This is a genomic window from Bradyrhizobium agreste, assembly GCF_016031625.1.
In the GTDB taxonomy this organism is placed as follows: domain Bacteria; phylum Pseudomonadota; class Alphaproteobacteria; order Rhizobiales; family Xanthobacteraceae; genus Bradyrhizobium; species Bradyrhizobium agreste.
Genome location: NZ_JACCHP010000014.1, coordinates 70,671 through 97,025, shown reverse-complemented (window position 1 = coordinate 97,025; position 26,355 = coordinate 70,671). Strand labels below are relative to the sequence as shown.

The window sequence follows — 26,355 nt, the reverse complement described above, 5'->3', positions numbered from 1 at the left end:
GATCCTAAAGTGATCCACCATGTTCGAAGCGCACTTCCAGACATTCGAGGAGCCGGAGGCCGGCGTCGCGTTGGCGGCACGACTGGCCGCACTTCGCGAAGAGCTTGCCCGTCGCAAGTTGACCGGCTTCGTCGTGCCACGTGCCGATCAGCAGCAGAACGAATACGTGCCGCCATCGGAAGAGCGGCTCGCCTGGCTGACCGGCTTTACCGGCTCGGCGGGACTAGCCGTGGTTCTGCCGCATGAGGCTGCGCTGTTCGTCGACGGGCGCTACACGCTGCAAGCGGCCAAGCAGGTCGACGTCAAGGCGTGGGCGGTGGAAGCGCTGATCGACCCGCCGCCGGAGAGCTGGGTGGCGGCGCATCTGAAGGCCGGCGACCGCCTCGGATTTGATCCTTGGCTGCACACTTTTTCGGCAGCCGAGCGGCTGTCCGCAGCCTGCGCCAAGGCCGGCGCCGAGTTGGTCGCCGTCGACAGCAATCCGATCGATGCAGTCTGGCAGGACCGGCCACAGCCGCCGCTCGCCCCGGTCGCGGTGCACAGCCTCCAGCATGCCGGTCTCACTGAAGCGGAGAAACTGACGCAGATCAGGGCCGAGATCGCCAAGCTCGGCACCGATGCGCTGGTGCTGTCGGACAGCCACGCCGTGGCCTGGACCTTCAACATCCGCGGCGCCGACGTCGCCCATACGCCGCTGCCGCTGTCCTACGCGCTGGTGCCGAAGGACGGCCGTCCCACCATCTTCATCGACCACCGCAAGCTCTCCAACCTCACACGCGACCATCTCGAGCAGTCCGCCGACGTGCGCGAACCCGACGCCATGGCGCCGACGCTGATGGCGCTGGCCAAGACTGGTGGATCGATCGCGCTCGACAACGCCACCGCGGCCGACGCACTCAGCCGGCTGATCACGGCCGCCGGCGGCAAGCCGGTGCGCGGCAGCGATCCGGTTGCACTGCTCAAGGCGGTCAAGAACGCGACCGAGATCAAGGGCACCAAGACGGCTCACGTGCGCGACGCCGTGGCGCTGGCGCGCTTCCTCGCATGGATCGATCGCGAAGCGCCAAGCGGCAAGCTCACCGAGATCGACGCGGTCGAGGCGCTGGAAACCTTCCGCCGCGACACCGGCGCGCTCAAGGACGTCTCGTTCCCGACCATCTCCGGCACCGGCCCGAACGGCGCCATCGTGCATTACCGCGTCAGCCGCAAGAGCAACCGGCGGATCGCGCCCGGCGATCTCCTGTTGATCGATTCCGGCGCGCAATATGAAGACGGCACCACCGACGTCACGCGCACCATGGCGGTGGGCAAGCCGACGGATGAGATGCGTGACCGCTTCACCCGCGTTCTGCGCGGCCACATCGCGATCGCGCGCGCCGTCTTTCCGGACGGCACCACGGGCGCGCAACTCGACACGCTGGCGCGGCAATATCTCTGGGCCGCCGGGCTCGATTTCGAGCACGGCACCGGCCACGGCGTCGGCAGCTATCTCTCGGTGCATGAGGGGCCGGCGCGCATTTCGAAGCTCGGCACCACGCCGCTGAAGCGCGGCATGATCCTGTCCAACGAGCCCGGCTATTACAAGACCGACGGCTTCGGCATCCGCATCGAGAATCTCGAGCTGGTCGTCGCCGCCGAGATCAAGGGCGCCGAGAAGCCGATGAACGCGTTCGAGACGCTGACCTTGGCGCCGATCGACCGCCGCCTGATCGATGTCGCGATGCTGAGCCGCGACGAGCTCGATTGGCTGAACGCCTATCATGCGCGCGTCAGGAACGACGTGCGGCCGGCGCTGGACGAGGCGACGAAGGCCTGGCTCGATCAGGCCACGGCGGAGCTGAAGCTCTAGATCCGTCAAAAGACGGCTTGACGCCTCGCGCATAGCCGTATGCCGAAATGAGCGTATTCGCTCGTGACGCGATGCAGCTAGTGTCCGGCGATGCACGGCATGATCAGCAAGCCGCCGGAAATGGCCAGCAACATCGCGACGTCTCGTCTGGTGTTGCTGCTGCTGGTCGTGATGACCGGGGTCGCGCCGATCTCGCTCTACATCCTGGTTCCGGCGCTGCCCGTGCTGGCGACGACGTTCGGCAGCGACATCTCGGTGGCGCAGATGACGGTGTCGCTCTACATGGTCGGCATCGCGCTGTCGCAGCTGATCATGGGTCCGCTGTCTGACCGGTTCGGCCGCCGTCCGGTGCTGCTGGGGGGACTGGCGCTTATGGTGGTTGCCAGCGGCGCCTGCATTTTTGCCGAGACCCTGCCGCAATTGATCGCCGCACGCTTCTTCCAGGCGCTCGGCGGCGCATCCGGCATGGTGATCAGCCGGGCCATCATCCGCGACATCTACGAGCGCGACCGCGTCGCCTCGATGATCAGCCTCGTGGTCGCGGCGCTGATGATCGGGCAGATGGTCTCGCCGCTCACCGGCGGCCTGATCGAGACCGCGTTGGGCTGGCGCGCGATCTTCTACGCCATCACCGTCGCGGCCATCGTCGTTGCCGTCGGGATCGCCTTGGCGCTGCCTGAGACCCGCCGCAGCCGTGCCGCCGGCAGCGGCTTTCGCGGCGATCTCGGCATGCTGATCCGCAATCGCGCCTTCGTCGGCTATGTGATGTGCCAGGTGCTCGCGTCCCAGATCATCTTCACCTTTGCCGGCGGCGGGCCCTACATCGTGGTGACGCAGATGGGCCGCAGCAGCGCCGAATACGGCGCCTGGTTCGCGACCACGGGCTTTGCGTTTCTGGTCGGCAATCTGCTCTGCGTGCGCTTTGCGCCGCGCCATTCGCTGGAGAAGCTGATCTGGTTCGGGCTCGCCCTGCAGCTCTGCGGCAGTCTTGCGAACCTGCTCTGGAGCTTCGCCGGCTGGAACGAGGCGCCCGCCTGGCTGTTCGGCACCCAGATGATCGTGATGGCCGGCAACGCCTTCGTGATGGCGAATTCCGCCGCAGGCGCCATCAGCATCCGTCCCGAAGCGGCCGGCACCGCCTCGGGAGCGATGGGCTTCCTGCAGCAAGGCATTGGCGCACTGATGTCGCAGTTCGGCGCCTATCTCGGCGGCCACTCCGCAACGACGCTGCCGCTGACCTCAGCGGTGCTCGCGATCTCGATCCTTTGCGCCTGCGTGATGATGTTCGTCGTGCCCCGCCGCGAGGCGGTGGCGAGCGCGGCGCTGATCGGGCAGGCCGAGGAGGACGAGACCGGGATGATGTGAGCGGCGCTGCGCGCCCCAGCCCGTATTGCGAAGAGCTGAAATAAAAGAGGCGGGGCCGGACCCCGCCTCTTTCAAACTCCGTATCTGTGCTTCGGCTTACGCCTGGCTCGCGATCGCCTTGCCGAGCGCGGCCTGCGCCGCTGCAAGTCGCGCGATCGGCACGCGGTAGGGCGAGCAGGAGACGTAGTCGAGACCGATATGGTGGCAGAAGGCGACGGAGGCGGGATCGCCGCCGTGCTCGCCGCAGATGCCGACCTTGAGCGAAGTGCGGGTCTTGCGGCCGCGCGCGACGCCGATCTTGACCAGCTCGCCGACGCCTTCCTGATCGAGCGAGATGAAGGGATCGACCGAGAGGATGCCCTTCGCGACGTAGGGACCGAGGAAGCTCGCCGCGTCGTCGCGGCTGATGCCGTAGGTCGTCTGCGTCAGGTCGTTGGTGCCGAACGAGAAGAACTCGGCCGACTGCGCGATCTCGCCCGCGAGCAGGCAGGCGCGCGGCAGCTCGATCATGGTGCCGACCTGATAGGCGAGCTTGGTGTTGGTCTCGCGCATCACGGCCTGTGCGGTGGCATCGATCCGCGCCTTGACGAGATCGAGCTCGGCCTTGGTCGCGATCAGCGGCACCATCACCTCGAGGCCGACGGCCTTGCCGGTGCGCTTCTGCGCCTCGACAGCCGCCTCGAAGATCGCGCGGGCCTGCATCTCGGCGATCTCGGGATAGGCGATCGCGATGCGGCAGCCGCGGAAGCCGAGCATCGGGTTGAACTCCGAGAGCTCGCGGGCGCGGTCGGCGAGGCGCCGCGGGTCGGTGTTCATGGCGCGCGCCACTTCCTCGACCTCGGCATGGGTATGCGGCAGGAACTCGTGCAGCGGCGGGTCGAGCAAGCGGATCGTGACGGGCAGGCCCTTCATGATCTCGAACAGCTCGACGAAGTCGGCACGCTGCATCGGTAGCAGCTTGGCCAGCGCGGCGCGGCGCGACTGCTCGTCCTCGGAGAGGATCATCTCGCGCACCGTGCGGATGCGCGTCTCCTCGAAGAACATGTGCTCGGTGCGGCAGAGGCCGATGCCTTCGGCGCCGAACTTGATCGCGGTGCGCGCGTCGTCCGGCGTATCGCCGTTGACGCGGACGCCGATCTTGCGGACCTGGTCGGCCCAGTTCATCAGCGTGCCGAACTCGCCGGACAGCTCCGGCTCGATCATCGGCATGCGGCCGGCGAGCACCTGGCCGAGCGAGCCGTCGATGGTGATGACGTCGCCGGTCTTGAAGGTGCGCGAGCCGATGCTCATGGTGCCGCGGCCGTAATCGACACGGATGGTGCCGCAGCCGGAGACGCAGGGCTTGCCCATGCCGCGCGCGACCACCGCCGCGTGCGAGGTCATGCCGCCGCGGGTGGTCAGGATGCCTTCGGCGGCGTGCATGCCGTGGATGTCTTCCGGGCTGGTCTCGATGCGGACCAGGATCACTTTACGACCGTCGCCCTGAAGCTTGGCTGCCTCGTCCGAGGAGAACACGATCTCGCCGGAGGCCGCACCGGGCGACGCCGGCAGGCCGGTCGCGATCACATCGCGCTTGGCGTTGGGATCGATGGTCGGATGCAGCAGCTGATCGAGCGAAGCCGGATCGATCCGCGTCACCGCTTCCTTCTTCGAGATCAGGCCTTCATTGGCGAGCTCGACCGCGATGCGCAGCGCCGCCTTGGCGGTGCGCTTGCCGCTGCGGGTCTGGAGCATCCAGAGCTTGCCCTGCTCGACCGTGAACTCCATGTCCTGCATGTCGCGGTAGTGCTTCTCAAGCAGCGTGTAGATGCGCGTCAGCTCCTTGAACGCCTCCGGCATCGCGGATTCCATCGACGCCTTGTCGGAGCCGGACTCCTTCCGCGCCTCCTCGGTGATGTCCTGCGGCGTGCGGATGCCCGCGACCACATCCTCGCCTTGCGCGTTGATCAGGAACTCGCCGTAAAGCTTGCTCTCGCCGGTCGAAGGATTGCGGGTGAAAGCAACGCCGGTGGCCGAGGTCTCGCCCATATTGCCGAACACCATGGCCTGCACGTTGACCGCGGTGCCCCAGGACTCCGGAATGTCGTGCAGCTTGCGGTAGGTCACCGCGCGCGTGTTCATCCAGGATGAGAACACCGCGCCGATCGCGCCCCAGAGCTGGTCGTGCGGATCCTGCGGAAACTCCTTGCCGGTCTCGCGTGCGACCGCGTCCTTGTACTTGCCGACCAGCTCGACCCAATCCTCGGCCGACAGATCGGTGTCGAGCGTGTAGCCCTGGCTGTCCTTGAAGGTGTCGAGGATCTCCTCGAAGTGATGATGCTCGAAGTCGAGCACCACGTCGGAATACATCGTGATGAAGCGGCGATAGCTGTCATAGGCGAAGCGGCGGTCGCCCGACAGCTGGGCCAGCGCTTCCACGGTCTGGTCGTTGAGGCCGAGATTGAGCACGGTGTCCATCATGCCCGGCATCGAGGCGCGCGCGCCGGAGCGCACCGAGACGAGCAGCGGGTTCCTGGTGTCGCCAAACACCTTACCGGTCAACTTGCCGACATAGTCGAGCGCCTTCTCAACCTGCGGCTTCAGTTCCTTCGGGTAGGTCTTGTCGTGCTCGTAGAAATAGGTGCAGACCGAGGTCGGGATGGTGAAGCCGGGAGGCACCGGCAGGCCGAGATTGGCCATCTCGGCGAGGTTGGCGCCCTTGCCGCCGAGCAGGTCGCGCATTTCCGTCCGGCCCTCGGCCTTGCCGTCACCGAACGTGTACACCCATTTGCCGGCCTTGGCCGCCGCCGGCGCCGTCTTGGCGGGCGCAGCCTTCTTCGGCGCGGGCTTCGCGGCGACCTTCGGCGGAGCCGCCTTGGTCACGGCCTTTGCCGCTGGCTTTGCAGTGGGTTTGGCGACCGGCTTCGGCGCGCTCTTGGCCAGTGCCTTGCGGGCTGGCGGCGCTGCCTTTGCTGCGGCGGAGGGCTTTGATTTCGCTGGGATTTTCGCCGGGATTTTCTTGGGCTTCGAGGCGGCTTTGGCCATAGCTTGCACACAACCTGCGAGAGGAATGGGAAATCGCGGGCCTTACACCATTTTGGGCGGGCCCGCGCAAGACGGACTGTTCCGAAAAGTGAACGCCTAGAAGCGGAGCCACTTCAGGAGCCCGAGCCCGATCGCGCCGTTGACGATGAGGAAGATCGCGACGATGAGGTTGAGAAGCCGCGGCATGATCAGGATGAGCACGCCCGCAATCAACGACAGGATCGGCGAAATGTGGGCGACGGTGATGTGCATGAATTATCTTTCTGTGAGGTGAGGCGAATCGCGCGCGGATCATAACCGGCTGGGTTCCGGGAGTAGAGATGCGCAAGACCTGCTGCGAGTTCCCGGCCTCACGAAAACTGCCCGAAATTGCCGCTGTTACGGCAGGCCTTTTCCCGGAACATTGGCGGCGGGCAACGCATTGGGCCGAAGAATCACGTCGAAGGAGTTGTCCATGCGGAACAGGATTTTTGCTCTCGCAGCGCTTGCGGCCGCGACTGGCGCGCCCCTTGCGGCGCAGGCGCAAAGCGATGTCACGATCGGACGCGCGCCCGCCATCGTCGACGGCGCGCCGACCATTGCCGTCGAACAGCGGCCGGCTTTTCGCGAATATGTCATCGAACAACGCGTGCCAGCCTTCCGCATTCCGGATCGCGTGGTGGTCGGCACGACCTTACCCGAGGCAGGCATTACCTATTATGACGTGCCGCAACGTTTCGGCGCCACGACCTATCGCTACACCGTCGTGAACGGCGAGACCGTGCTGGTCGAGCCGCGCTCGCGCCGCATCGTCGAGGTGCTGGACTAAGAACGCTGCCACTGCATTCGATGTCCGGCGCGTCACATCAGGCTGGCGCGAGCAGTGTTAAATCGGACATCAGGCCCCGCCCGGTCCTCCCCCCGCCGGGCGGGGCTTTTTTGTTCTGTCATTCCGGGGCGCGCGAAAGCGCGAACCCGGAATCCATCGTGCCGCGCGTCATGAGGAGAAATGGATTCCGGGCTCGCGCCAGGTGGCGCGCCCCGGAATGACGGTGGTGCTTGTTGCGCGGCCGCGCCTCAATCCTGGATCTTCGAGAAATCGGCCACCGCGCGCGTGGCGCTGCGGATTTCGTTGAGGAGCTTCAGGCGGTTCTCGCGCACCTTCGGATCGTCGTCGTTGACGCGGACCTTGTCGAAGAACGCATCGACCGGCGGACGCAGCTTTGCCATCGCGCTCATCGCAGCGGCGAAGTCTTCCTTTGCGACGGCGGCACTGGCTTCAACCTGCACCTCGTCGATCGCCTCGGCCAGCGCCTTCTCCTCGTCAAGATTGTAAAGCGCAGCATTTGGTGCGCCATGATACAAGCGCTTGTCCTTTTTCTCCTCGATCGAGAGGATGTTGCTGGCGCGCTTGGTGCCGGCAAGTAGGTTTTTGCCGTCGTCAGAGTCGAGGAACTTGCCCAGCGCCTCGACGCGCCGGACGATCACGACCAGAGGATGCCCTTGTACCAACGACCCGGAGTTGAGCACTGCGTCAACAAGATCGTAACGTGCCCTCTGATCGCGCAACTGGACCTTAAGACGGTCTTCGAAGAAGACCATCAGATCGTCGAGCTTCTCGGCAACTTCCAAATATTGCTTCCCGTATGAGCGCTCCAGATGCTCCCTAGCGACTTCTCGCAAACTGATCTTAATTTGATTGTCGAGCACGACCCGGATCACACCCAACGCCGCACGGCGCAGCGCATACGGGTCCTTCGATCCCGTTGGCTTTTCGTCAATCGCCCAGAATCCAACGAGCGTATCGATCTTGTCCGCGAGCGCCACGGCAACACTGACCGGATCGGTCGGCACACGATCGGCAGGCCCTTGCGGCTTGTAGTGCTCCTCGCAGGCCGCGGCGACGGAGGCGTCCTCGCCTTGCGCCAGCGCATAGTACTTGCCCATCAGGCCCTGCACTTCCGGGAATTCGCCGACGACTTCGGTCAGCAAATCCGCCTTGGCGAGATGCGCCGCGCGCGTGGCCTTGCCAACGTCGGCGCCGACCAGCGGGGCGATCTCTGCGGCGAGGCGCTCGATGCGCTTGATGCGCTCCGCCTGCGTTCCCAGTTTCTCGTGGAACACGATCTGCTCGAACTTCGCCAGCCGGTCCTCGAGCTTGGTCTTGAGGTCCGTCTCGTAGAAGAACTTCGCATCCGACAGCCGCGCGCGGATGACGCGCTCGTTGCCGGCGATGATGGTCGCACCACCATCGGTCGCCTCGATATTGGCGACCAGGATGAACTTGTTGGCGAGCTTGCCCGTCCTGGGGTCGCGCACCACAAAACACTTCTGGTTGTTGCGGATGGTGGCGCGGATGACTTCGTCGGGAGTCTTCAGGAACTCCGGCTCGAACGAGCCCATCAGCACGATTGGCCATTCGACGAGACCGGCGACCTCGTCGAGCAGGTTCTGGTCCTCGACCAGCTCAAAACCTTGCGCGAAGGCGAGCTGCTTGGCGTCGGAGAGGATCGCGTCCTTGCGGCGCTCGGGGTCGAGCACGACTTTCGCGGCAAGAAGCTTGGCTTCGTAGTCCTCGAAGCGACGCACTTGGATCGGCGCGGGCGCGAGGAAGCGATGGCCGTAAGTGGTCTGGCCCGCCTCGATGCCATCGACCTCGAACTTCACGACATCGGGCTGTTCGGTCTCGAGGCCGAAGGTCGCGGTGATCGCATGCAGCGGACGCACCCAGTTCAGCGAGCCGGGCTTGCCGGAGCGCGCGCCCCAGCGCATCGATTTCGGCCAGGGGAAGGTGCGGATGATGACCGGCAGGATTTCCGCGAGCACGTCGATCGCGTCGCGGCCAGGCTTCTCGATCAAGCCGATGTAGAAATCACCCTTGGGATCGCGCTGGATTTTTGCTTCCTCCAGCGACTTCAATCCGGTCGCCTTGAGGAAGCCCTGCACGGCCGCATCTGGCGCGCCGACCTTCGGGCCGCGGCGCTCGGTCTTCAGATCAGGCTGGCGCGCAGGGATGCCGTGCACGGTGAGTGCAAGGCGCCGCGGCGTCGCGAAGGCTTTTGCGCCCTCGTAGACCAGGCCTTCGGCAACCAGCTTGTCGGTGACCATGCGGCGCAGATCATCGGCCGCCTTCGCCTGCATGCGCGCTGGGATTTCTTCCGAGAACAGTTCAAGCAAAAGATCGGGCATCAGGCCGCTCCGCCCGCTTCAGTGTGGATCCAAGCCTCGCCGCAGGCTTTTGCCAGCTCACGCACGCGCAGAATGTAACTCTGCCGCTCGGTCACCGAGATCACGCCGCGGGCGTCGAGCAGGTTGAAGACGTGGCTCGCCTTGATGCACTGGTCATAGGCGGGCAGCGCCATCAGATGCTCTTTGCGATTGCCTTCGCGCCAGCCGGCGTCGAGATATTTGCGGCACGCGGCTTCTGCCATCTTGAACTGCTCGAACAGCATCGCGGTGTCGGCATGTTCGAAATTGTGCCGCGAATATTCCTGCTCGGCCTGCAGGAACACGTCGCCATAGGTGACCTTGGCCTCGCCCTCGCGGCCGTTGAAGTTGAGGTCGTAGACGCGGTCGACGCCCTGCACATACATCGCAAGGCGCTCGAGCCCATAGGTGAGCTCGCCCGCGACCGGCGCACATTCGAAGCCCGCGACCTGCTGGAAATAGGTGAACTGGCTGACTTCCATGCCGTCGCACCAGCACTCCCAACCGAGGCCCCAGGCGCCCAGGGTCGGGCTCTCCCAATCGTCCTCGACAAAGCGGATGTCGTGCACGGCGGAATCGATGCCGATCGCCGCGAGCGACTTCAGGTACAGCTCCTGAAGGTTCGGCGGCGACGGCTTCATGATCACCTGGAACTGGTAATAGTGCTGCATCCGATTCGGGTTCTCGCCGTAACGGCCGTCCTTGGGCCGGCGCGAGGGCTGCACATAGGCGGCATTCCAGGGCTTTGGCCCGAGCGCGCGCAGCGTGGTCGCCGGATGGAAGGTGCCCGCGCCCATCTCCATGTCGTAGGGCTGCAGGATCACGCAGCCCTGCTCGGCCCAGAACCGCTGGAGCGCGAGGATGAAGCCCTGGAACGAGCGTTCCGGGCGCATATGGGCGGGCAATGAGGCGTCCATCGTCAGATCAGGCTCTCGCGGGGGGTTTGAATCGCGCGGGACCGTATCGACGGCGGGGATGGGAATCAAGGCGAAGGGGGTCGCAAATGGCCGTCATTCCGGGGCGCCCGAAGGGCGAACCCGGAATCCAATGCGCCGCTGACTCCCTGGTTCGATGGATTCCGGGTTCTCGCTTCGCGAGCCCCGGAATGACGAGCGCGTGGAGGGGTGCCTAGCCCGGCCGGTAAGCTCCGGTCACAGGGTCACGCTTCAGCGTCTGGATATCCCCCATCCGGGCGGCCTCAGTGACGCGCGACAGGCGCATCTCCTCCAGCTCCTGGTTGATCCTGACAGCGGTCTTGTAGGCCCAGCGGACCACGGCAAGCCCGCCCAGGACGCCCGCGAAAGCGACGAACGGCGGCATCTGTCGATCCTCGTCTCATGCTCAGCCCCCGCGAACATTCTTGCGCAGATGGACCTGCACCGCAATCGGTGTCGCCCGGACGAAATGGCGCGGGAGCGCAAGCCCTAGAACCCGAATTTCGCCCAAATCGCCCGCGTCTCGACCGCCGAGATCAGCTCGTCCGGCAGGCCGGCCATTGATTCCAGGGCCGAAAGCTGCCCCGCCCCGGGCGATTTCCGGCCCAAAAGGCCGGAGAGCAGCCCGGTCGGCTGGGCGATCACGGGGGTGAGAACCTTCTCGCCATAGCGGGCACGAAGAGTTGAGCGGAGATCGCCGATGCTGTCGGCGAGCCCCAGCGCGATCGCGCTATCCCCCGCCCAGTATTCACCCGTGAACAGCGCGTCGTCGGCTCCCTTTAGCCGGGCGCCGCGACTCTCCTTGACCAGCGAAATGAAGATCTGGTGGATCTCGCGCTGGATCGCCTTCAGCCTCATGACGTCATCAGGGTTTTCCGGAAGGAACGGGTCGAGCATCGCCTTGTGCTCGCCTGAGGTGTAGAGGCGCCGCTCGATGCCGAGCCGCCTGATCGCCTCCTGAAAACCGAAACTGCCGCCGACGACCCCGATCGAGCCGAGGATCGAGGAGGGATCGCAGATGATCTCGTCGCCCGCGCAGGCGATCATGTAGCCGCCGGAGGCCGCGACGTCCTCGACGAACACGAGCACGGGCAGCTTCTTCTCCGCGGCGAGCTGCTTGATGCGCAAGTAGATCTGGCGCGACTGCACCGGCGAGCCGCCGGGCGAGTTGATCACCAGCGCCACCGCCTTGGCGTGCCGATAGGAAAACGCGCGTTCCAGCACCCGCGCGACGCCGGCAAGCGTCAGGCCCGGACGCAGCGGCGTCACCGCCCCGATCACACCGGACAGCCGCACCACCGGCACGACCGCCGTTCCGGGACGAAAGCGCGCCGGCAGATATTGCATGAGCTTGTCGGCCAGGCCGGAACTCTCACGATCGTTCAATTGTTTGGCCATCGCCTTACCTCTGATTAACCATTTCTTATCACGCGAGTGTCATTGAAAGTGCCTGGAACGTGTTTTGCAGAATCCCCGTTGGGAAGCTGCAATAGGCAGCGGAAGGAAACGCCATGAAGATCTATCTGCTGTTGCTGCTGATCGGTGCGCTTTTCACGGCGATTCGCTTTACGTCCCCGCAAGAGCAGCAGACGGAATCGCTTCCGCAGTAAGCCGTCACGGCTCCCCCAGCGGCAACGCCGCCCTCCCCTCCAGAATATCTCTCACCCCTTTTTTAGGCACGTTTGACTCGTCGTTAAGCATGAGGCCCGGCAGCAATCGCGTCGGTGCCCGCCCGCCTTTGACTGCGCGCACCAGCACGCGAATCGCGGGCTTTCCCGCTTCGCCATGAACCGGCAGGATCGCGAGACTGCCGAAACCGCGTGACAGCGCTGCCATCACGTCGCCGATTCCGTCCGCGCGCCAGATCAGAGTCAGCACGCCGCTCGATCGGAGAATACGGCGGGCCGCATGCACCCACGCATGCAGCGTCTCCTCCCTCGCCACATGCGCGATGTGGCGCGCCTGATCCGGTGAGCCGCGATGGCGTGCGGGATCGTTGAAGGGCGGGTTCATCAAGACGGCGTCGGCACTGTCGGGCAGGAGTCCGTTTGCTGCAAACGCCTGCGCGTCGGCGGTGACGTCGAGCACGATGGCCTCGGCGGCGATGGCGTTCGCTGCGGCGTTGGCCCGCGCGAGCTGCGCCAGTTCCGGATCGATCTCGACCAGGCTGAGCCTGATCCCCGCGACGCGCCGCGCCAGCGCAAGCCCCGCCGTGCCGATGCCGGCACCAAGGTCGACCACGCGATCCCCCGACTTAGCGTCGGTCGCCGCTGCGAGCAGGACGGCGTCGTGCCCGGCGCGGTGGCCTGACCGCTTCTGCATCAAGCGCAATTGCCCGCCGAGAAACGCGTCCTCGGTAATATCCGCGGCCTCAATCATCGCCGCGCAGTTCGTGGCTGAGGCCTGCCTCGGTGAGGAGCGCCCTGGCCTCGTCGGCGTCGTCCTCATGAACCAGGATCCGCCGCGGCAGGATGCCGAGAGAACCCTCGATGATGCTCATGTTCTGGTCCAGCACCAGATGATGGATGTTGGCACCGTCGAGCAGCGCGCCGATCGCTGACACCAGCACCATATCGTTGGTCCGAACCAGTTCACGCAAAACGGAGGTCTCCTGCCTGAAAGGGGGTACGGCAAATGTCAATGGTTCCGAGGACTTGCCGCGTCCGCCGCCAGTTTCTATTGTCTTTCCATCAGAATAGCCCTTCTGGGGCAAATATTGGAGACCGGCGTGGCCGTCATCGTACCTTTCGAAACCCCCGGCGCGTCGATCGAAGAGCTGGTTGCCCTTGTCGCCCCCGACATGGAGCGCGTCAATGCCACGATCCTGTCGCGGACTGGCTCCGACGTGACCATGATCCCGGAAGTGGCGAACCACCTGATCTCCTCCGGGGGCAAGCGGCTGCGCCCCATGCTGACGCTCGCCATGGCCAACCTCGCCGGCTACACCGGCGACGGCCATATCAAGCTCGCCGCCAGCGTCGAGTTCATGCACACCGCGACGCTCCTGCACGACGACGTCGTCGACGAGAGCGAGATGCGCCGCGGCAAGCTGTCGGCGCGCATGCTCTGGGGCAACGAGGCGAGCGTGCTGGTCGGCGACTTCCTGCTCGGCCAGGCCTTCCGCATGATGGTCGAGGTCGGCTCGCTGCGCGCGCTCGACATCCTCTCCGCGGCCGCCGCCACCATCGCCGAGGGCGAGGTGATGCAGCTCGCCGCCGCCAAGAACACCGCGACCACCGAGGACGAATATCTCGCCGTGATCCGCGGCAAGACCGCCGAGCTGTTCGCGGCCGCCTGCGAGGTCGGCCCCGTGATCGCCAACCGCCCGAAGGCGGAGCAGACCGCCTGCCGCTCGGTCGGCATGAATCTCGGCATCGCCTTCCAGCTCGTCGACGACGTGCTCGACTACGGCGGCAAGAGCGCCAAGCTCGGCAAGAACACCGGCGACGATTTCCGCGAAGGCAAGATCACGCTGCCCGTCGTGCTCGCCTTCCGCCGCGGCAACGACACCGAGCGCGCCTTCTGGATCCGCGCGCTCGAGCGCGGCGAGATCGGCGATTCCGATCTCGATCACGCCATCGGCCTGATGAACAAGCACCGCGCGCTGGAGGACACGCTGAGCCGCGCCCAGCACTACGGCGCTATGGCCGTGGATGCGCTGGCTTTGTTCCCGCCCTCGCCGATGAAGAGCGCACTGGAGCAGGTCGTGGCGTTTTGCTTGGCAAGGTCGCATTAGACGCCTGACGCTCTTTCCGCTTCTACTATCAACTCCGACATCCTGAGGCGCGAGACATGGGACGCAACGCGTCCCATGGGGAGCCTCGAAGGATGCGCGGCCGAGCTGCAGCGGGACCGTCGCCCTTCGAGGCTCGCCGAAGAGGCGAGCGCCTCAGGGTGACGGAGATGGATGGGCGCGCGCAATGACGCAGTCTGGTGCAGCGTACTCACTCTCGTGTCCCGGACGCGCTGCAACGCCCCTTAGCGTTTCGGCGCAGAGCCGGGACCCACGCGGCGCACGACTCTCGGAAACATGGGCCCCGGCTCTGCAGCGCACCGCTGAAGAAGCGCTGCGCTGCGTCCGGGACACCTCCCAGTCACTTGCATTTTGCAAGTTACTAATCTACCTTCCCCGCCATGCAGCCCAAGTCCCCTTCCATCCTGGAATGCCCGGTCGGTCGCGCCGTGGAGACGGTCGGCGAATGGTGGAGCATCCTGATCCTCCGCGATGCGTTTCAGGGTGCGACGAAGTTCGACGAGTTCTCGCAAAGCCTCGGCATTGCGCCGAACATCCTGTCGCGGCGGCTTGCGCATCTCACCGAGAGCGGCATGTTCGTGCGCCGCCGCTATCAGGAGCGCCCGCCGCGCTACGAATATGTGCTGACGGACAAGGCTCGGGATTTCTTCCCCGTGATCGCCACGCTGCTCGCCTGGGGCAACAAGCATCTCGCGCCGAAGGGCGAATCCATCCTGCTGGCGAACCGGGGCGACGTCCGCCCGCTCGATCCGATCGTGGTCGATGCCGCCGACAAGCGACCGATCACGCTCGCCAATGCGGTCGTCGTCGCAGGTCCCCGCGCCAGCCGCGGCATGCGCGCACGGCTCGCTTCGCTCAAGGCCATGAACCCGGCCGTCGCGCCGGCTGGAGACTGACATGCGTCGTATCGTCGTGACGGGAATGGGCGCGGTGTCGCCGCTTGGCTGCGGCGTCGAACTGACGTGGCGGCGGCTGCTGGCCGGGCAAAGCGGACTGCGCCCGTTGCCGGAATGGGCAGAGGCGCTGCCGGCGCGCATCGCAGGTCTCGTGCCCGACAAGGCCGATGATGCCGAAGGCGGCTTCGACCCGGCGCAGGCTGCCGCGCCGAAGGATCAACGCAAGATGGACCGCTTCATCCTGTTCGCACTGCTTGCCACGGCAGAGGCTGTCGCGCAGGCCAAATGGACACCGCAGGAGGCGAGCGCGCTCGAGCGCACAGCGACGATCATCGCTTCCGGGGTCGGCGGCTTTCCGGCCATGGCGGAGGCGGTGCGCATCACCGCGCAACGCGGCGCGCGCCGGCTGTCGCCGTTCACGATCCCCTCGTTCCTCGCCAATCTCGCCGCCGGTCACGTCTCGATCAAATACGGCTACAAGGGCGCACTTGGCACGCCGGTCACGGCCTGCGCCGCCGGCGTGCAGGCGATCGGCGATGCCACGCGCATGATCCGCGCGGGCGAAGCAGATGTTGCGATCTGCGGCGGCGCGGAAGCCTGCATCGACATCGTCAGCCTGGGTGGCTTTGCGGCGGCGCGTGCCCTGTCGAGCGGCTTCAACGACGAGCCCGCGCGCGCCTCGCGTCCGTTCGATCGCAACCGCGACGGTTTCGTCATGGGCGAAGGCGCCGGCATCCTGGTGATCGAGGCACTGGAGCATGCGCAGGCCCGCGGTGCAACGCCGATCGCCGAGATCATCGGCTACGGCACGACCGCGGACGCCTATCACATGACGTCGGGCCCGCCCGATGGCGACGGTGCCCGCCGCGCGATGGAGATCGCGCTTCGGCAGGCCAAGCTGACGCCGGTGGATTTGCAGCACCTGAACGCGCATGCAACGTCGACACCAGCCGGCGACGAAAGCGAGCTTGGCGCGATCGCCGCGCTGTTCGGCCGCAACCGCGGCATTGCCGTGAGTGCGACCAAATCGGCCACGGGCCACCTGCTCGGCGCCGCCGGCGGGCTGGAGGCGATCTTCACCGTGCTCGCTCTGCGCGACCAGATCGCGCCGCCCACGCTCAATCTCGAAAACCCCGATGCGGGCGCTGATGGTATCGACATCGTCGCGGGCACCGCGCGGCCGATGCCTATGCAGCATGCGATCTCCAACGGCTTCGGCTTCGGCGGGGTGAATGCCAGCGTGATCTTCCGTCGGATGGACTGAACGAGAGGCCTTGCAATCGCCGCTCGCTCCGCTACGAAAACGGGATGATCGCAACGAATTTTGGGCTGTTCCTGGCCGCAGCTCTCCTCATTGCCGCCATTCCCGGCCCCGGCATTTTCTATGTCACGGCACGAACTTTGTCGGAGGGGCGTGGCAGCGGCTTTGCCTCGACCGCGGGCACGGCGCTGGGCGGGCTGGTTCATGTCGTCGCCGGCAGCCTCGGCATCTCCGCCATCATCCTTGCGAGCGCCGAACTGTTCGCTGCGGTCAAGTTTGTCGGCGCGCTCTATCTGGTCTGGCTCGGCATCAAGACCTTTCGCAGCGCCGGCAGTGACCTGTCGCTCGGGAGCGAGCCCATCGGCGACAAGCGCGCGTTCCGGGACGGCGTGCTGGTCGAGGCTCTCAATCCGAAGACCGCGGCGTTCTTTCTCGCCTTCATTCCGCAGTTTCTCGATCCCACGGGTTCGAGCCCGACGCTGCAATTCATCCTGCTGGGTGCGATCTCGGTGGCCCTGAACACGCTCGCCGATGTCGTGGTGGTGCTGATGGCCTCGGCGACGCGCGCGCAGCTGACCGGACGGCCGCTTCTGATGCGTCGCCTCACGCAGGGTTCCGGCGTTTTCATCGCGGGCCTCGGCCTCTCACTCGCTTTGGCGCAGCGTCCGGCAAATGGCTAGCGCCCCGCAAAGCCGCTTCTATGAATCGCACGGCCTGCGGCTGCACTACGCCGACTGGGGCAACGAGGGTGCACCCGTCGCCATCCTGGTGCATGGCGGTCGCGATCATTGCCGCAGCTGGGATCAGATCGCTCGCTCGTTGCAATCGCATTTTCGCGTCGTCGCGCCCGACCTGCGGGGTCACGGCGATTCCGACTGGACCAAAGGCGGCAGCTACGCACTCACCGAATATGTCTACGATCTCGCGCAGCTGGTTCGCACCATCGCCACGCCTCAGGTCACTCTGATCGGCCATTCCATGGGCGGCATGGTGAGTCTGATCTTTTCGGGCGCATTCCCCGAACAGGTCACGAGGCTCGTCGTCCTCGACGGCGTGACCATGTTGCCCGATACACCGAAGCCGCCAGCGCATGAGCGCATCGGCAAATGGGTCCATCAGCTCGACAGACTGCACGACCGCACCCCGCGTCGCTATGCGACGATCGAAGACGCGGCCGCGCAGATGATGCTTCACAACAAACGTCTCGCCCGCGACCTCGCACTGCATCTCGCCACGCATGGCGCGCGGCGGAACGAGGACGGCAGCTATAGCTGGAAGTTCGATCCGTACCAGCGCGCCGCTGCGCCGCACCGGCTCTGGCCCGACGATCACATCGAGCTGTGGTCGCGCATCACGTGTCCGACGCTGCTGCTCAATGCCGGCGAAAGCTTTCTGGCGGGCGCCAGGGCCGCGGGCCTGGAGCGGTACTTCCAGAATGCGCGCGTCGAGACCATCGCCGGGGCGGGACACTGGCTGCAGCACGACAAGCCGCAGGAGGTGTTGGGTGAGATCCGGCGGTTTCTGGGGCTTGATGAGAGCAGAAGCGGCTAACTCAACGTGCCCGCATGCACCCACCAGCCGGGGTGATCGTGGCGGATCTTCTCGGCCGCGGCATGTGCCTCAGCAGGCGCGCCGTAGATCGCAAAGCACGTCGCGCCCGAGCCGGACATGCGGGCGAGCTTGACGCCGACCGAATCGCGCAAGGCGTCCAGCACCTCGCCGATCACAGGCTCGATCCGCAGCGCGGGCGCCTCGAGGTCGTTGGCAACTGTTTCGAGCACCTCGACCCAATCGGAAATGGAGGCGCCCTCCTCCGGCCAGGCCGGAGCGCGGATGACGTCGGTGACGCCGACCAGGAGCTCGCCGTTGCGCAGGCCCAGCGCCTGGAACACGTCCTTGGTCGCGACCGGCACGCGCGGATTGACCATGACGCAAGGCATGCTCGGCAGCGCGAGCGGCAGCAGCTGCTCGCCGACGCCGGTCATGTCGCAGGCGCGCGAGAGGAGGCACACCGGCACGTCGGCGCCGGTCGCGAGCGCGACCTTCTGAATGCGGGGATCATCAAGCGACAGGTCGTTGAGACGCGCCAGGAGCCGCAACGCGGCCGCGGCATCCGCCGAGCCGCCACCGATGCCGGCGGCAACGGGGAGCACCTTGTCGAGTGCGAAGGCGCCCAGCTTCAGGCCAGGGACAGCCTCGGCAAGTAGCCTGGCGGCCTTGAGCACGAGATTGTCGGCAGTATCGCCGCAGGCGGCAGCCAGCGGCCCGGTCGTGGTCAGCTTCAGCTCGCCGCCCGGCTCCAGCGTGAGCCGGTCGGCACAATCGGCAAACGCGACCACGCTTTCGAGATCATGATAGCCGTCGGCGCGACGGCCGACGACGCGAAGGCTCAAATTGACCTTCGCCCGCCCCTCTTCAATCAACGCCGACATTGGCGATCAGCCCCCAAAAGACTCACTTGTTTGCGCATGATCTGATCGGAAAGCCGCTACACACTTTTCCGGATCATGCGCCTAGCTTAGCCGCCCTTGCCGTCGTCCTTCTTCTTCTCGGCCTGCGCCGCAGAAGAATTCGAATTGTCCTCGGTGAGACCGCCAGCGATCTTGGCCTCGATCTTCGGCAGCTCCTCCGGCTCGGGCTTGAGATCGCGCGCATGCGACCACTGGAATTTTGCCTCCAGCGTGCGGCCGACGCGCCAATAGGCGTCGCCGAGGTGATCGTTGATGGTGGGATCCTCGGGCTTGAGGTCGATCGCGCGCTCGAGGTTCTTCACCGCCTCCTCGTAATTGCCGATGCGGTAATAGGCCCAGCCGAGGGAATCGACGATGTAGCCGTCGTCGGGACGCTGCTCGACGGCTCGCTTGATCATCTTCATGCCTTCGTCGAGATTGACGCCCTGGTCGATCCAGGAATAGCCGAGATAGTTGAGGACGTGCGGCTGGTCGGGCTGCAGCTCCAGCGCCTTCTTCATGTCGGCCTCGGCCTTGGCCCATTGCTTGGAGCGCTCCTCGCAGATGCCGCGATAATAGTACCAGACGCTGTTGGCCTTGTCGTTGCCGGGCGGCAGCACGTCGATGCCTTTCGAATAGGTCGCGCCACAATCGCCGAACCGCTTGCGGCCGCGCTCGATATTGCCAAGCGCCATGATGGCTTCGAGGTCCTTGGCATCCTCCGAGGTAACGCCCTTGAGGATCTTGATCGCCTCGTCGGTGCGGTCGGCGGAATCAAGGTCGATCGCGAGCTGAATCTGCGCGTTGCGCTTGAGCGGCGAGGCCGCGGGCACGCGCTCATAGACCTTGATCGCCATCTGCGGACGCTTCACCGATTCATAGAGATCGGCGAGCGAGAGCAGCGCCAGGGGATGGCTCGGCTGCAAGTAGAGCGAGAGCTGGAGATAGACCAGGGCCAGATCCTCGCCGCCGCGGCGGGTCAGCGTCGCGCCGATGCCGTAGAGCGCCTCGGCGGCGCCTCCTTGCGCGGAATCGACCAGCGGCGGCATCTTCTTGCCGGCCTTGGTCTCGCGCAGGCCTTCCTGGATCAGTGGATGGCGTGCGAGCTTCTTGTCGAAGGCCTGGTAGACATTGGTGGCCGCGGCGGAATCCTTGTTGCGCGACAGCCAGCGCGCATAGGCCTCGGTCACGCGCAGCATGGAATCGTCGAGCTTGTAGGCGCGCTCGAAGCGGGTGCCGGCGTCCTTCTCCTTGCCGGAGAGCTCCAGGATCATGCCGGTGTGGAGGTCCTTGAACAGCGGATACCATTCCGGACCCGCCAGCTTGTCGATGGCGGCGACACCGCCCTTGGCATCGCCCGCACCATAGGCGGCCCAGCCCGACAGCAGCGTGGCGACGAGATCGGTGATCGGACCGCGGATCGACTGGTTGATGTTGGTCTGCGCGGCCGCGTACTTCTTCAGCTTGAGATCGTGCACGCCGACCACGAGACGCGCGACGCGATTGGTCTTGTCGATAGTGAGGATGCGCTCGGCGAGCTTGACTGCCTCGTCGATGTCGCCGTCGGCTACCGACGAGATGAAGGCACGGTCGAGCAGCTCGTTGTTCTTGGGATCGGTGCGGAGCGCCGAACGGTAGAATGCGGCGGCCGAGGCCGCGTCGCGCTCGACGCTGGCGTGGCGGGCGGCGAGATAGCTGCCGGCGCCGGTGAGCGACTTCAGATCGTTTCGCGTCGGAAACTGCGCCGCCGTGTTCTCCGGATGATCCGGCGTCTGCGCCAGGACCGTGCCGGGGACCGTCGCAATCGCGGTGCCCATGAGGGCGATGGCGGCAGCAGTCCAGCGGTTGAAACGATTTGAAAACATCAGGGCTCGCCTTGAGTTGGGTGGTGCCTGGGTTTGCAGCAAAAGGCCGGGTCGCGCGCGAACGCAGCCGGTGACATCCGGACCCGGAACCGTCGGGCCGACAATGCCGCTTTTGGCGCTTCGCCGCAAGGATTCGGACCGGGAAGATCCCCCTCCGCCGCCCAAACCGGCCGAATGAATCCGCCAAGAGAGCCCAAGACGCCGCTACTATGGCCTTATCGTGGCCGCGGCGGGTCGCCGCAGCCTGGTCCTCACGGGAACGTGCGCCTTTTCACCCCTGCGATGCGCCCTCACATCGCCTCGTAGTTCGGGCCGCCGCCACCCTCCGGAGGAACCCAGGTGATGTTGCCGTTGGGATCCTTCACGTCGCAGGTCTTGCAGTGGACGCAGTTCTGGGCGTTGATCTGGAAGCGCGGACCGGAGCTCTCCTCGATCCATTCGTAGACACCGGCCGGGCAATAGCGGTTCGAGGGGCCGGCATAGACGTCGTGCTCGGACGTCTTCTGGAGGTTCATGTCGGTGACCTTCAGATGGATCGGCTGGTCCTCCTCGTGATTGGTGTTCGACAAAAACACCGAGGACAGCTTGTCGAACGTGATCTTGCCGTCCGGCTTCGGGTAGCTTCTGGGCGCGTGGCTCTTGGCCGGGTCGAGCGTGGCGCGATCATGCTTGAGATGCGACTGGGTGCCGAACAGCGAAGCGCCGAACAGCGTGTTGCACCACATGTCGAAGCCGCCCAGCGCGACGCCGAGCACGGTGCCGAACTTGGACCACAGCGGCTTGACGTTGCGGACCAGGAACAAATCCTTGCCGACCGACGACGTGCGCCAGGCATTCTCGTATTCGACGAGTTCGTCATTGGCGCGATCGGCGGCAATCGCGGCTGCGACGTGCTCGGCGGCGAGCATGCCGGTGCCCATCGCATTGTGCACGCCCTTGATGCGCGGCACGTTGACGAAGCCGGCCGCGCAGCCGATCAGCGCGCCCCCGGGGAAGCTCAGCTTCGGCACCGACTGATAGCCGCCCTCGGTGATCGCGCGTGCGCCGTAAGCGAGCCGCTTGGCGCCTTCGAAGGTGGCGCGGATCGAGGGATGGGTCTTGAAGCGCTGGAATTCGTCGAACGGGGATAGATAGGGATCGTCGTAGTTCAGATGCACGACGAAGCCGACGGCGACGAGATTGTCGTCATAATGATAGAGGAACGAGCCGCCGCCGGTCTTCGTGTCGAGCGGCCAGCCGAACGAATGCTGGATCAGGCCCTTCTGGTGCTTGGCGGGATCGATCTGCCAGACTTCCTTGAGGCCGATACCGAACTTGGGCGGCTCGGCCTTGGCATCAAGTGCGAACTTGTTGATGAGTTGCTTGGTCAGGCTGCCGCGGGCACCTTCGGCGAACAACGTATACTTGCCCAGCAATTCCATCCCGCGGGTGAATGAATCCTTCGGCTTGCCGTCACGGCCGATGCCCATGTCGCCGGTGGCGATGCCCTTGACCCTGCCTTCCTCGTCATAAAGCACCTCGGCCGCGGCGAAGCCCGGATAGATCTCGACCCCGAGAGCCTCGGCCTTGCGCGCCAGCCAACGGCAGACATTGCCGAGCGAGCCGATGTAGCAATGATGATTGTCCATCAGCGGCGGCATCATGAAGTTCGGCAGCTTGATCGCACCGCCAGCCGTCATCCAGTAGAAGCGGTCGTCCTTCACCTGCGTCTTCAGGGGACAATCGGCATCCTCGCGCCAATCCGGGATCAGCTTGTCGAGGCCCGCGGGATCGATCACGGCGCCGGAGAGGATGTGCGCGCCGACCTCGGAGCCTTTCTCCACCACGACGACGTTGAGATCGGCGTTGAGCTGCTTCAGCCGGATCGCGGCCGACAGACCCGAGGGGCCGGCGCCGACGATGACGACGTCGAATTCCATGGATTCGCGCGGGGGAAGTTCTTCGGTGCTCATCTGATCTCAGCCCTTGAGACGGTCCTTGGTCGATTGCGCCCCCTTGTTTCCGATTTTTCCGGGTAGGACAACCTCGGAATCGCGTTCCGCCCGGATGCAAGGCCTCCTTAGGTGATATAGATATAAAAGTCAGACTTTCCCATGATCCCCGAACCCGCACCCACCGTCCGAGAGCTGCTCGCCTTCTACCTGGAGGCCGGTGTCGACTGCGCGCTTGCGGAGGAGCCGATAGACCGCCTGGCGGAAATCGATGCGCCGCCACCTAGCCCGCGCGGGGCTCCGCCCGCGGAGGCGCCGCGCCCCGTCGCCGCGCCCGCGGTCATGCGCGGCGAAGCGGCGCCTGCACCGGATGTCGCCATCGCCTCGGCGCGCGAGGCCGCGCGCACCGCGCCGACCCTGGAGGGGCTGCGCGAGCTGATGCAGAATTTCGAGGGCTGCGCGTTGAAGCACACCGCGACGCGGCTGGTGTTCGCCGACGGCAACCCGCAGGCGCGCATCATGTTCGTCGGCGAGGCACCCGGCCGCGACGAGGACATCGAGGGACTGCCCTTCGTCGGGCGCAGCGGCAAGCTGCTCGATCTGATGTTAGGGGCCATCGGCCTCAACCGCACCACCGCCTACATCGCCAACGTCATTCCCTGGCGGCCGCCCGGCAACCGCACGCCCACGCCGCAGGAGACGCAAATCTGCCTGCCCTTCATCCAGCGCCAGATCGAGCTGGTGAACCCGGACGTGCTGGTGACGCTCGGCAATCCCTCGACACAGACGCTGCTGGGAACGCGCGAAGGCATCATGCGCACGCGCGGGCGCTGGTTCGACTACGACACCGGCCAGCGGGTGATCCGCGCGCTGCCGACGTTTCACCCGGCCTATCTGTTGCGCTCACCGGCCTACAAGCGGCTGGCTTGGCAGGATCTGCGGGCGATCGCGAAGGTGCTGGCGCAAGGCGTCGTGTAACCACACTCACGCCGTCATTCCGGGGCTCGCGAAGCGAGAGCCCGGAATCCATCGAGCGGCAGAGTTACCAGATGAATGGATTCCGGGCTCGCGGCTTCGCCGCGCCCCGGAATGACACTGACCTACGCCCCCTTCGGCCGCACGATGGCCCAGCCGATGCGCAAGAGCTGCTGGCGGCCGGTCACCAGCCATTCGAAGGCGCGCGGGACTTCCGGCACGATGCCGGGGAAGCGCTTGAGGATCTCCGGCGGCGGCGTGCCGGCAGTGTCGGAGGCGCGCCAGACCACGACGCCGCCGGTCTCGCTGAACTTGGTCTGGTTCATCCATGGCGTACGCGCAGGCTCGGCATCGATGAACAGATGCGGCCGACCGGAATGCAGCGCGATCAGGCTGGCGAGCTGGGTCTCGCCGGCGACGGCCCGCAGGCGATGGTTGGTGCGGCGGGCGAAGCTCTCGTCGAAGAAGTCCGAGATCGCGCGCGCCGGCATCGAGGTCGCAATCTCGTTGGCGCCCGTCCAGGGCAGGAACAGGACGGCGAGCACCACGCCGGCGGCCGGCGCGGCAACGGCGGCGGCCCAGACCATGCGCAGCATGCGCGCGCGGCGCATCGCAATGAGATCGCCGGCCGCGACGACCACGGCAAGCCCCGACATGATCAGCACGGCACCGGGGCCGCCGACGACCGAATCGAGCCCGAGCAGGCCGGAGATCAGCACCGCGCCGAGCGGCAGGGCGAATGCGAAGAAATAGACGAAGTTGCGCGCGAGCGGCTCGACCGGCGGCCGGTAGATGATCGGCGGCTCCTCGCCCTTGCCGGCGAACATTCCGGTGTTGAGAAAGGTCAGCGCCGGGATCGCAGCCGCCCCGAGCACGAGCCCACCGAGCAGCCAGGCCGCATGCAGCGCGCGGGCGCTGAGCTCGGCGGTCTGCGGCAAGGCCGGCAACGTCAACGTCTCGGCACGCTCCAGCCAGACCGCATAGGGCAGCGCCAGCACCGCGACGACGATCAGCGCGAACAACGGATCGAGCCCGCGCAACGTCCGGCGGCCGCCGGCGGTCGAGACCGCGAAGACGACGATCAGCAGCAGCAGGAAGATCGCGGCGGGCGTTGTCAGCAGCAGGAGGCCGGCTTCGATCGACCAGCCGAACCAGGCATTGCCGCGGCGCTGGCCGATGATCTGCCAGGAGTGCAGCAGCAAGAGCGCCCAGAGCGGCCGCGCCAGGATCAGCGGGCCGAAGTCCAGCGCCGAGGAGGAGAAGGCCAGCACCGTCATGCTCAGGAGGACGGCGAGCACCGCCTGCTGCGAGCCGACGACGGCACGCGAGAGATGATACAGCGCGATGAAGGTCGCGATCTCGCAGAGCTCGGCGAGCACATAGACGCCGAGCATGTGGCCGCCGGCGGCGCGATAGGCGATGTCGGCGAGCCAGACCGCGAGCGGCGGGCCGAGATCGGTACCGACCTGGTATTCCCTGCCGAAGGCCAGAAGGGTCGCGAGATTGCCGGGCGGGCTGCGGTAGAACGCCAGCGCCACGAACAGCCACATCGCGGCCTGGAGCAACACCGCAATCCACACGATCAGCCGCGGCCGGGCGCGAATGAGCTCGATGACCAGGGAGGTAAACCGCATGCAACGTCCGAAGGTGCAGCCAACTCGTCCAGCCGGCCCTATTCGCTCACGTCTGTTTTGATAAAGGGCACTGCACGTCGTGGCAACGACGGTTTGCTCGTCATGCCCGGGCTTGTCCCGCCTGCGCGGCCGAAGCCGCTTCGGCGAGGCGAAGGCCCCGGGCATCCACGTTCTTCGTGTCGCGGGTGAGACGTGGATGGCCGGGTCAAGCCCGGCCATGACGGATGCGAAGGCTGGAGAGGGATCGGCTAGAGATTCGCGGAGGCATCGATTCCGATGGCCTCCTCCACCTGCACCTCGACCTCGGTCACCGAGAACAAGTCCTGCACCGGCTCGACGGTCCAGGGCATGTGCTTGGCGCGGGCGGCGGCGACGGGGGCGAAGAAGCTGCGGTGGTGGATGGAGGGCCCGAGGCGATCGAGCGCGTCGAGATGCTCAGGGACTGCGTAGCCCTTGTGCTGCTCGAAGCCGTAGCCGGGGCAGTCCTGCGCCAGCGCGCACATCAGCCGGTCGCGGGTGACCTTGGCGACGATGGAGGCCGCAGCGATCGACAGCACGATACCGTCGCCGCCGATCACCGCCTCGCAATCGCATGCGGTGTCGAGCCGGTCGCGGCCGTCGACGAAGACGTGCCTGGGCGCCTCGGGCAGGGCCACCACGGCCCGCTTCAACGCCCACAGCGAGGCGCGCAGGATGTTGTCGCGGTCGATTCGCGCCGGCGAGGCGACGGCGACCGAGACCTGCGCAGTGGCGCAGATCTTGTCGAACAGCTTTTCGCGCTCCTCGGCGGTCAGGCGCTTGGAATCGTCGATGCCGCGCGGAATGCGGTCGGGATCGAGAATCACCGCGGCGGCCACCACGGGACCTGCCAGCGGACCGCGGCCGGCCTCGTCGCAGCCTGCGACCGGCCAGACGCCGCGCTTGATCAGCGCGCGCTCGCGGCGGAAGCTGGGGGGAGCAACGGCGATGATGTCTTTCTTGCCTGCAGCAACCTTCGCCGCCGTGACCTCGGACGTCTTGGTTGCAGACGTCTTGGCTGCAGACGTCTTTCCCACGGGCGCATTGGCCGCTTTGTCAGGCGCAGCCTTGTTCGCGGCCTGTTTTTTGGGCGCGTCTTTGGCTGAGGTCTTGGCGGACTTGTCCCGAATCATGACCGGGATCGTGCGCCAGGGGGCTCCGCCAGCGCAACCGGGAACCCAGGATATTCCCGTTATTCAGGCCGCCCCTGCC

22 protein-coding genes are annotated in these 26,355 nt (G+C 66.0%); 9 read left to right on the top strand and 13 right to left on the bottom strand.

All coding sequences use genetic code 11. The annotated features are described in order from the left end of the window. Positions 1 to 19: 19 nt before the first annotated feature. Complete coding sequence (locus tag HZZ13_RS21470; protein ID WP_197961528.1) at positions 20 to 1,849, top strand: aminopeptidase P family protein; 1,830 nt, start codon at positions 20 to 22, stop codon at positions 1,847 to 1,849. 90 nt (positions 1,850 to 1,939) lie between these two features. Further along, positions 1,940 to 3,214, top strand: a complete 1,275-nt coding sequence (locus HZZ13_RS21465) for a multidrug effflux MFS transporter (protein ID WP_197961527.1) — start codon at positions 1,940 to 1,942, stop codon at positions 3,212 to 3,214. A 96-nt stretch (positions 3,215 to 3,310) separates the two neighbouring features. On the opposite strand, the gene ppdK is transcribed toward HZZ13_RS21465, so the two are convergent. Together ppdK and HZZ13_RS21455 are read right to left on the bottom strand one after the other, a co-directional pair. Beyond that, positions 3,311 to 6,238 (bottom strand): pyruvate, phosphate dikinase, encoded by a 2,928-nt coding sequence (gene ppdK / locus HZZ13_RS21460; protein WP_197961526.1) that lies wholly within the window; start codon positions 6,236 to 6,238, stop codon positions 3,311 to 3,313. Positions 6,239 to 6,334: 96 nt separating this feature from the next. Next, positions 6,335 to 6,490 (bottom strand): DUF3096 domain-containing protein, encoded by a 156-nt coding sequence (locus HZZ13_RS21455; RefSeq protein WP_008562090.1) that lies wholly within the window; start codon positions 6,488 to 6,490, stop codon positions 6,335 to 6,337. A gap of 202 nt (positions 6,491 to 6,692) precedes the next feature. Here HZZ13_RS21455 and HZZ13_RS21450 point away from each other — a divergent pair, with 202 nt between their 5' ends. Further along, a complete protein-coding gene (locus HZZ13_RS21450) occupies positions 6,693 to 7,046 on the top strand; it encodes a DUF1236 domain-containing protein (protein ID WP_197961525.1) in 354 nt (117 codons plus the stop codon). Positions 7,047 to 7,294: 248 nt separating this feature from the next. On the opposite strand, the gene glyS is transcribed toward HZZ13_RS21450, so the two are convergent. From glyS to HZZ13_RS21420, 6 genes are all read right to left on the bottom strand, one after another. Continuing rightward, on the bottom strand, positions 7,295 to 9,406 hold the full coding sequence (gene glyS / locus HZZ13_RS21445; protein WP_197961524.1) for a glycine--tRNA ligase subunit beta: 2,112 nt from the start codon (positions 9,404 to 9,406) through the stop codon (positions 7,295 to 7,297). Then, positions 9,406 to 10,341, bottom strand: coding sequence for a glycine--tRNA ligase subunit alpha (locus HZZ13_RS21440; RefSeq protein WP_197961523.1), 936 nt, complete (start codon positions 10,339 to 10,341; stop codon positions 9,406 to 9,408). The genes glyS and HZZ13_RS21440 overlap by 1 nt, the downstream gene beginning before the upstream one ends. Before the next feature lie 211 nt (positions 10,342 to 10,552). Then, on the bottom strand, positions 10,553 to 10,744 hold the full coding sequence (locus tag HZZ13_RS21435) for a hypothetical protein (RefSeq protein WP_061878481.1): 192 nt from the start codon (positions 10,742 to 10,744) through the stop codon (positions 10,553 to 10,555). 104 nt (positions 10,745 to 10,848) lie between these two features. Next, on the bottom strand, positions 10,849 to 11,757 hold the full coding sequence (locus HZZ13_RS21430; protein ID WP_197961522.1) for a S49 family peptidase: 909 nt from the start codon (positions 11,755 to 11,757) through the stop codon (positions 10,849 to 10,851). 216 nt (positions 11,758 to 11,973) lie between these two features. After that, on the bottom strand, positions 11,974 to 12,738 hold the full coding sequence (locus tag HZZ13_RS21425) for a tRNA1(Val) (adenine(37)-N6)-methyltransferase (RefSeq protein ID WP_197961521.1): 765 nt from the start codon (positions 12,736 to 12,738) through the stop codon (positions 11,974 to 11,976). Next, positions 12,731 to 12,958, bottom strand: coding sequence for a putative signal transducing protein (locus tag HZZ13_RS21420; protein WP_197961520.1), 228 nt, complete (start codon positions 12,956 to 12,958; stop codon positions 12,731 to 12,733). The genes HZZ13_RS21425 and HZZ13_RS21420 overlap by 8 nt, the downstream gene beginning before the upstream one ends. A gap of 129 nt (positions 12,959 to 13,087) precedes the next feature. On the opposite strand from HZZ13_RS21420, the gene HZZ13_RS21415 reads away from it, so the two are divergent. The 5 genes from HZZ13_RS21415 to HZZ13_RS21395 all read left to right on the top strand — a co-directional run bounded on the left by HZZ13_RS21415 (position 13,088) and on the right by HZZ13_RS21395 (position 17,821). After that, on the top strand, positions 13,088 to 14,095 hold the full coding sequence (locus HZZ13_RS21415; protein ID WP_080135719.1) for a polyprenyl synthetase family protein: 1,008 nt from the start codon (positions 13,088 to 13,090) through the stop codon (positions 14,093 to 14,095). A gap of 398 nt (positions 14,096 to 14,493) precedes the next feature. After that, positions 14,494 to 15,009: a winged helix-turn-helix transcriptional regulator gene (locus HZZ13_RS21410; RefSeq protein WP_197961519.1), complete on the top strand. Its 516-nt coding sequence runs from the start codon at positions 14,494 to 14,496 to the stop codon at positions 15,007 to 15,009. 1 nt (position 15,010) lies between these two features. Next, positions 15,011 to 16,273, top strand: coding sequence for a beta-ketoacyl-ACP synthase II (fabF, locus tag HZZ13_RS21405; RefSeq protein ID WP_197961518.1), 1,263 nt, complete (start codon positions 15,011 to 15,013; stop codon positions 16,271 to 16,273). Between the two features lie 44 nt (positions 16,274 to 16,317). After that, positions 16,318 to 16,950, top strand: coding sequence for a LysE family translocator (locus tag HZZ13_RS21400; RefSeq protein WP_197961517.1), 633 nt, complete (start codon positions 16,318 to 16,320; stop codon positions 16,948 to 16,950). Then, on the top strand, positions 16,943 to 17,821 hold the full coding sequence (locus tag HZZ13_RS21395) for an alpha/beta fold hydrolase (protein ID WP_197961516.1): 879 nt from the start codon (positions 16,943 to 16,945) through the stop codon (positions 17,819 to 17,821). The genes HZZ13_RS21400 and HZZ13_RS21395 overlap by 8 nt, the downstream gene beginning before the upstream one ends. Here HZZ13_RS21395 and HZZ13_RS21390 read toward each other — a convergent pair. The 3 genes from HZZ13_RS21390 to HZZ13_RS21380 all read right to left on the bottom strand — a co-directional run bounded on the left by HZZ13_RS21390 (position 17,818) and on the right by HZZ13_RS21380 (position 22,537). Beyond that, on the bottom strand, positions 17,818 to 18,702 hold the full coding sequence (locus tag HZZ13_RS21390) for a 4-(cytidine 5'-diphospho)-2-C-methyl-D-erythritol kinase (RefSeq protein WP_197961515.1): 885 nt from the start codon (positions 18,700 to 18,702) through the stop codon (positions 17,818 to 17,820). The genes HZZ13_RS21395 and HZZ13_RS21390 overlap by 4 nt on opposite strands. An 86-nt stretch (positions 18,703 to 18,788) precedes the next feature. Continuing rightward, a complete protein-coding gene (locus HZZ13_RS21385; protein WP_197961514.1) occupies positions 18,789 to 20,585 on the bottom strand; it encodes a tetratricopeptide repeat protein in 1,797 nt (598 codons plus the stop codon). Between the two features lie 290 nt (positions 20,586 to 20,875). Then, the gene (locus tag HZZ13_RS21380) at positions 20,876 to 22,537 is read right to left on the bottom strand and encodes an electron transfer flavoprotein-ubiquinone oxidoreductase (RefSeq protein ID WP_197961513.1); all 1,662 of its coding nucleotides are present in this window, start codon (positions 22,535 to 22,537) and stop codon (positions 20,876 to 20,878) included. 141 nt (positions 22,538 to 22,678) lie between these two features. Here HZZ13_RS21380 and HZZ13_RS21375 point away from each other — a divergent pair, with 141 nt between their 5' ends. Then, the gene (locus tag HZZ13_RS21375; RefSeq protein ID WP_197961512.1) at positions 22,679 to 23,494 is read left to right on the top strand and encodes a uracil-DNA glycosylase; all 816 of its coding nucleotides are present in this window, start codon (positions 22,679 to 22,681) and stop codon (positions 23,492 to 23,494) included. 122 nt (positions 23,495 to 23,616) lie between these two features. Here the strand turns inward: HZZ13_RS21375 and HZZ13_RS21370 are convergent, their stop codons facing one another. After that, positions 23,617 to 25,125, bottom strand: coding sequence for a glycosyltransferase family 39 protein (locus HZZ13_RS21370; protein WP_197961511.1), 1,509 nt, complete (start codon positions 25,123 to 25,125; stop codon positions 23,617 to 23,619). Positions 25,126 to 25,373: 248 nt separating this feature from the next. Next, positions 25,374 to 26,276 (bottom strand): ribonuclease HII, encoded by a 903-nt coding sequence (rnhB, locus tag HZZ13_RS21365; RefSeq protein ID WP_197961510.1) that lies wholly within the window; start codon positions 26,274 to 26,276, stop codon positions 25,374 to 25,376. Positions 26,277 to 26,355 lie beyond the last annotated feature (79 nt).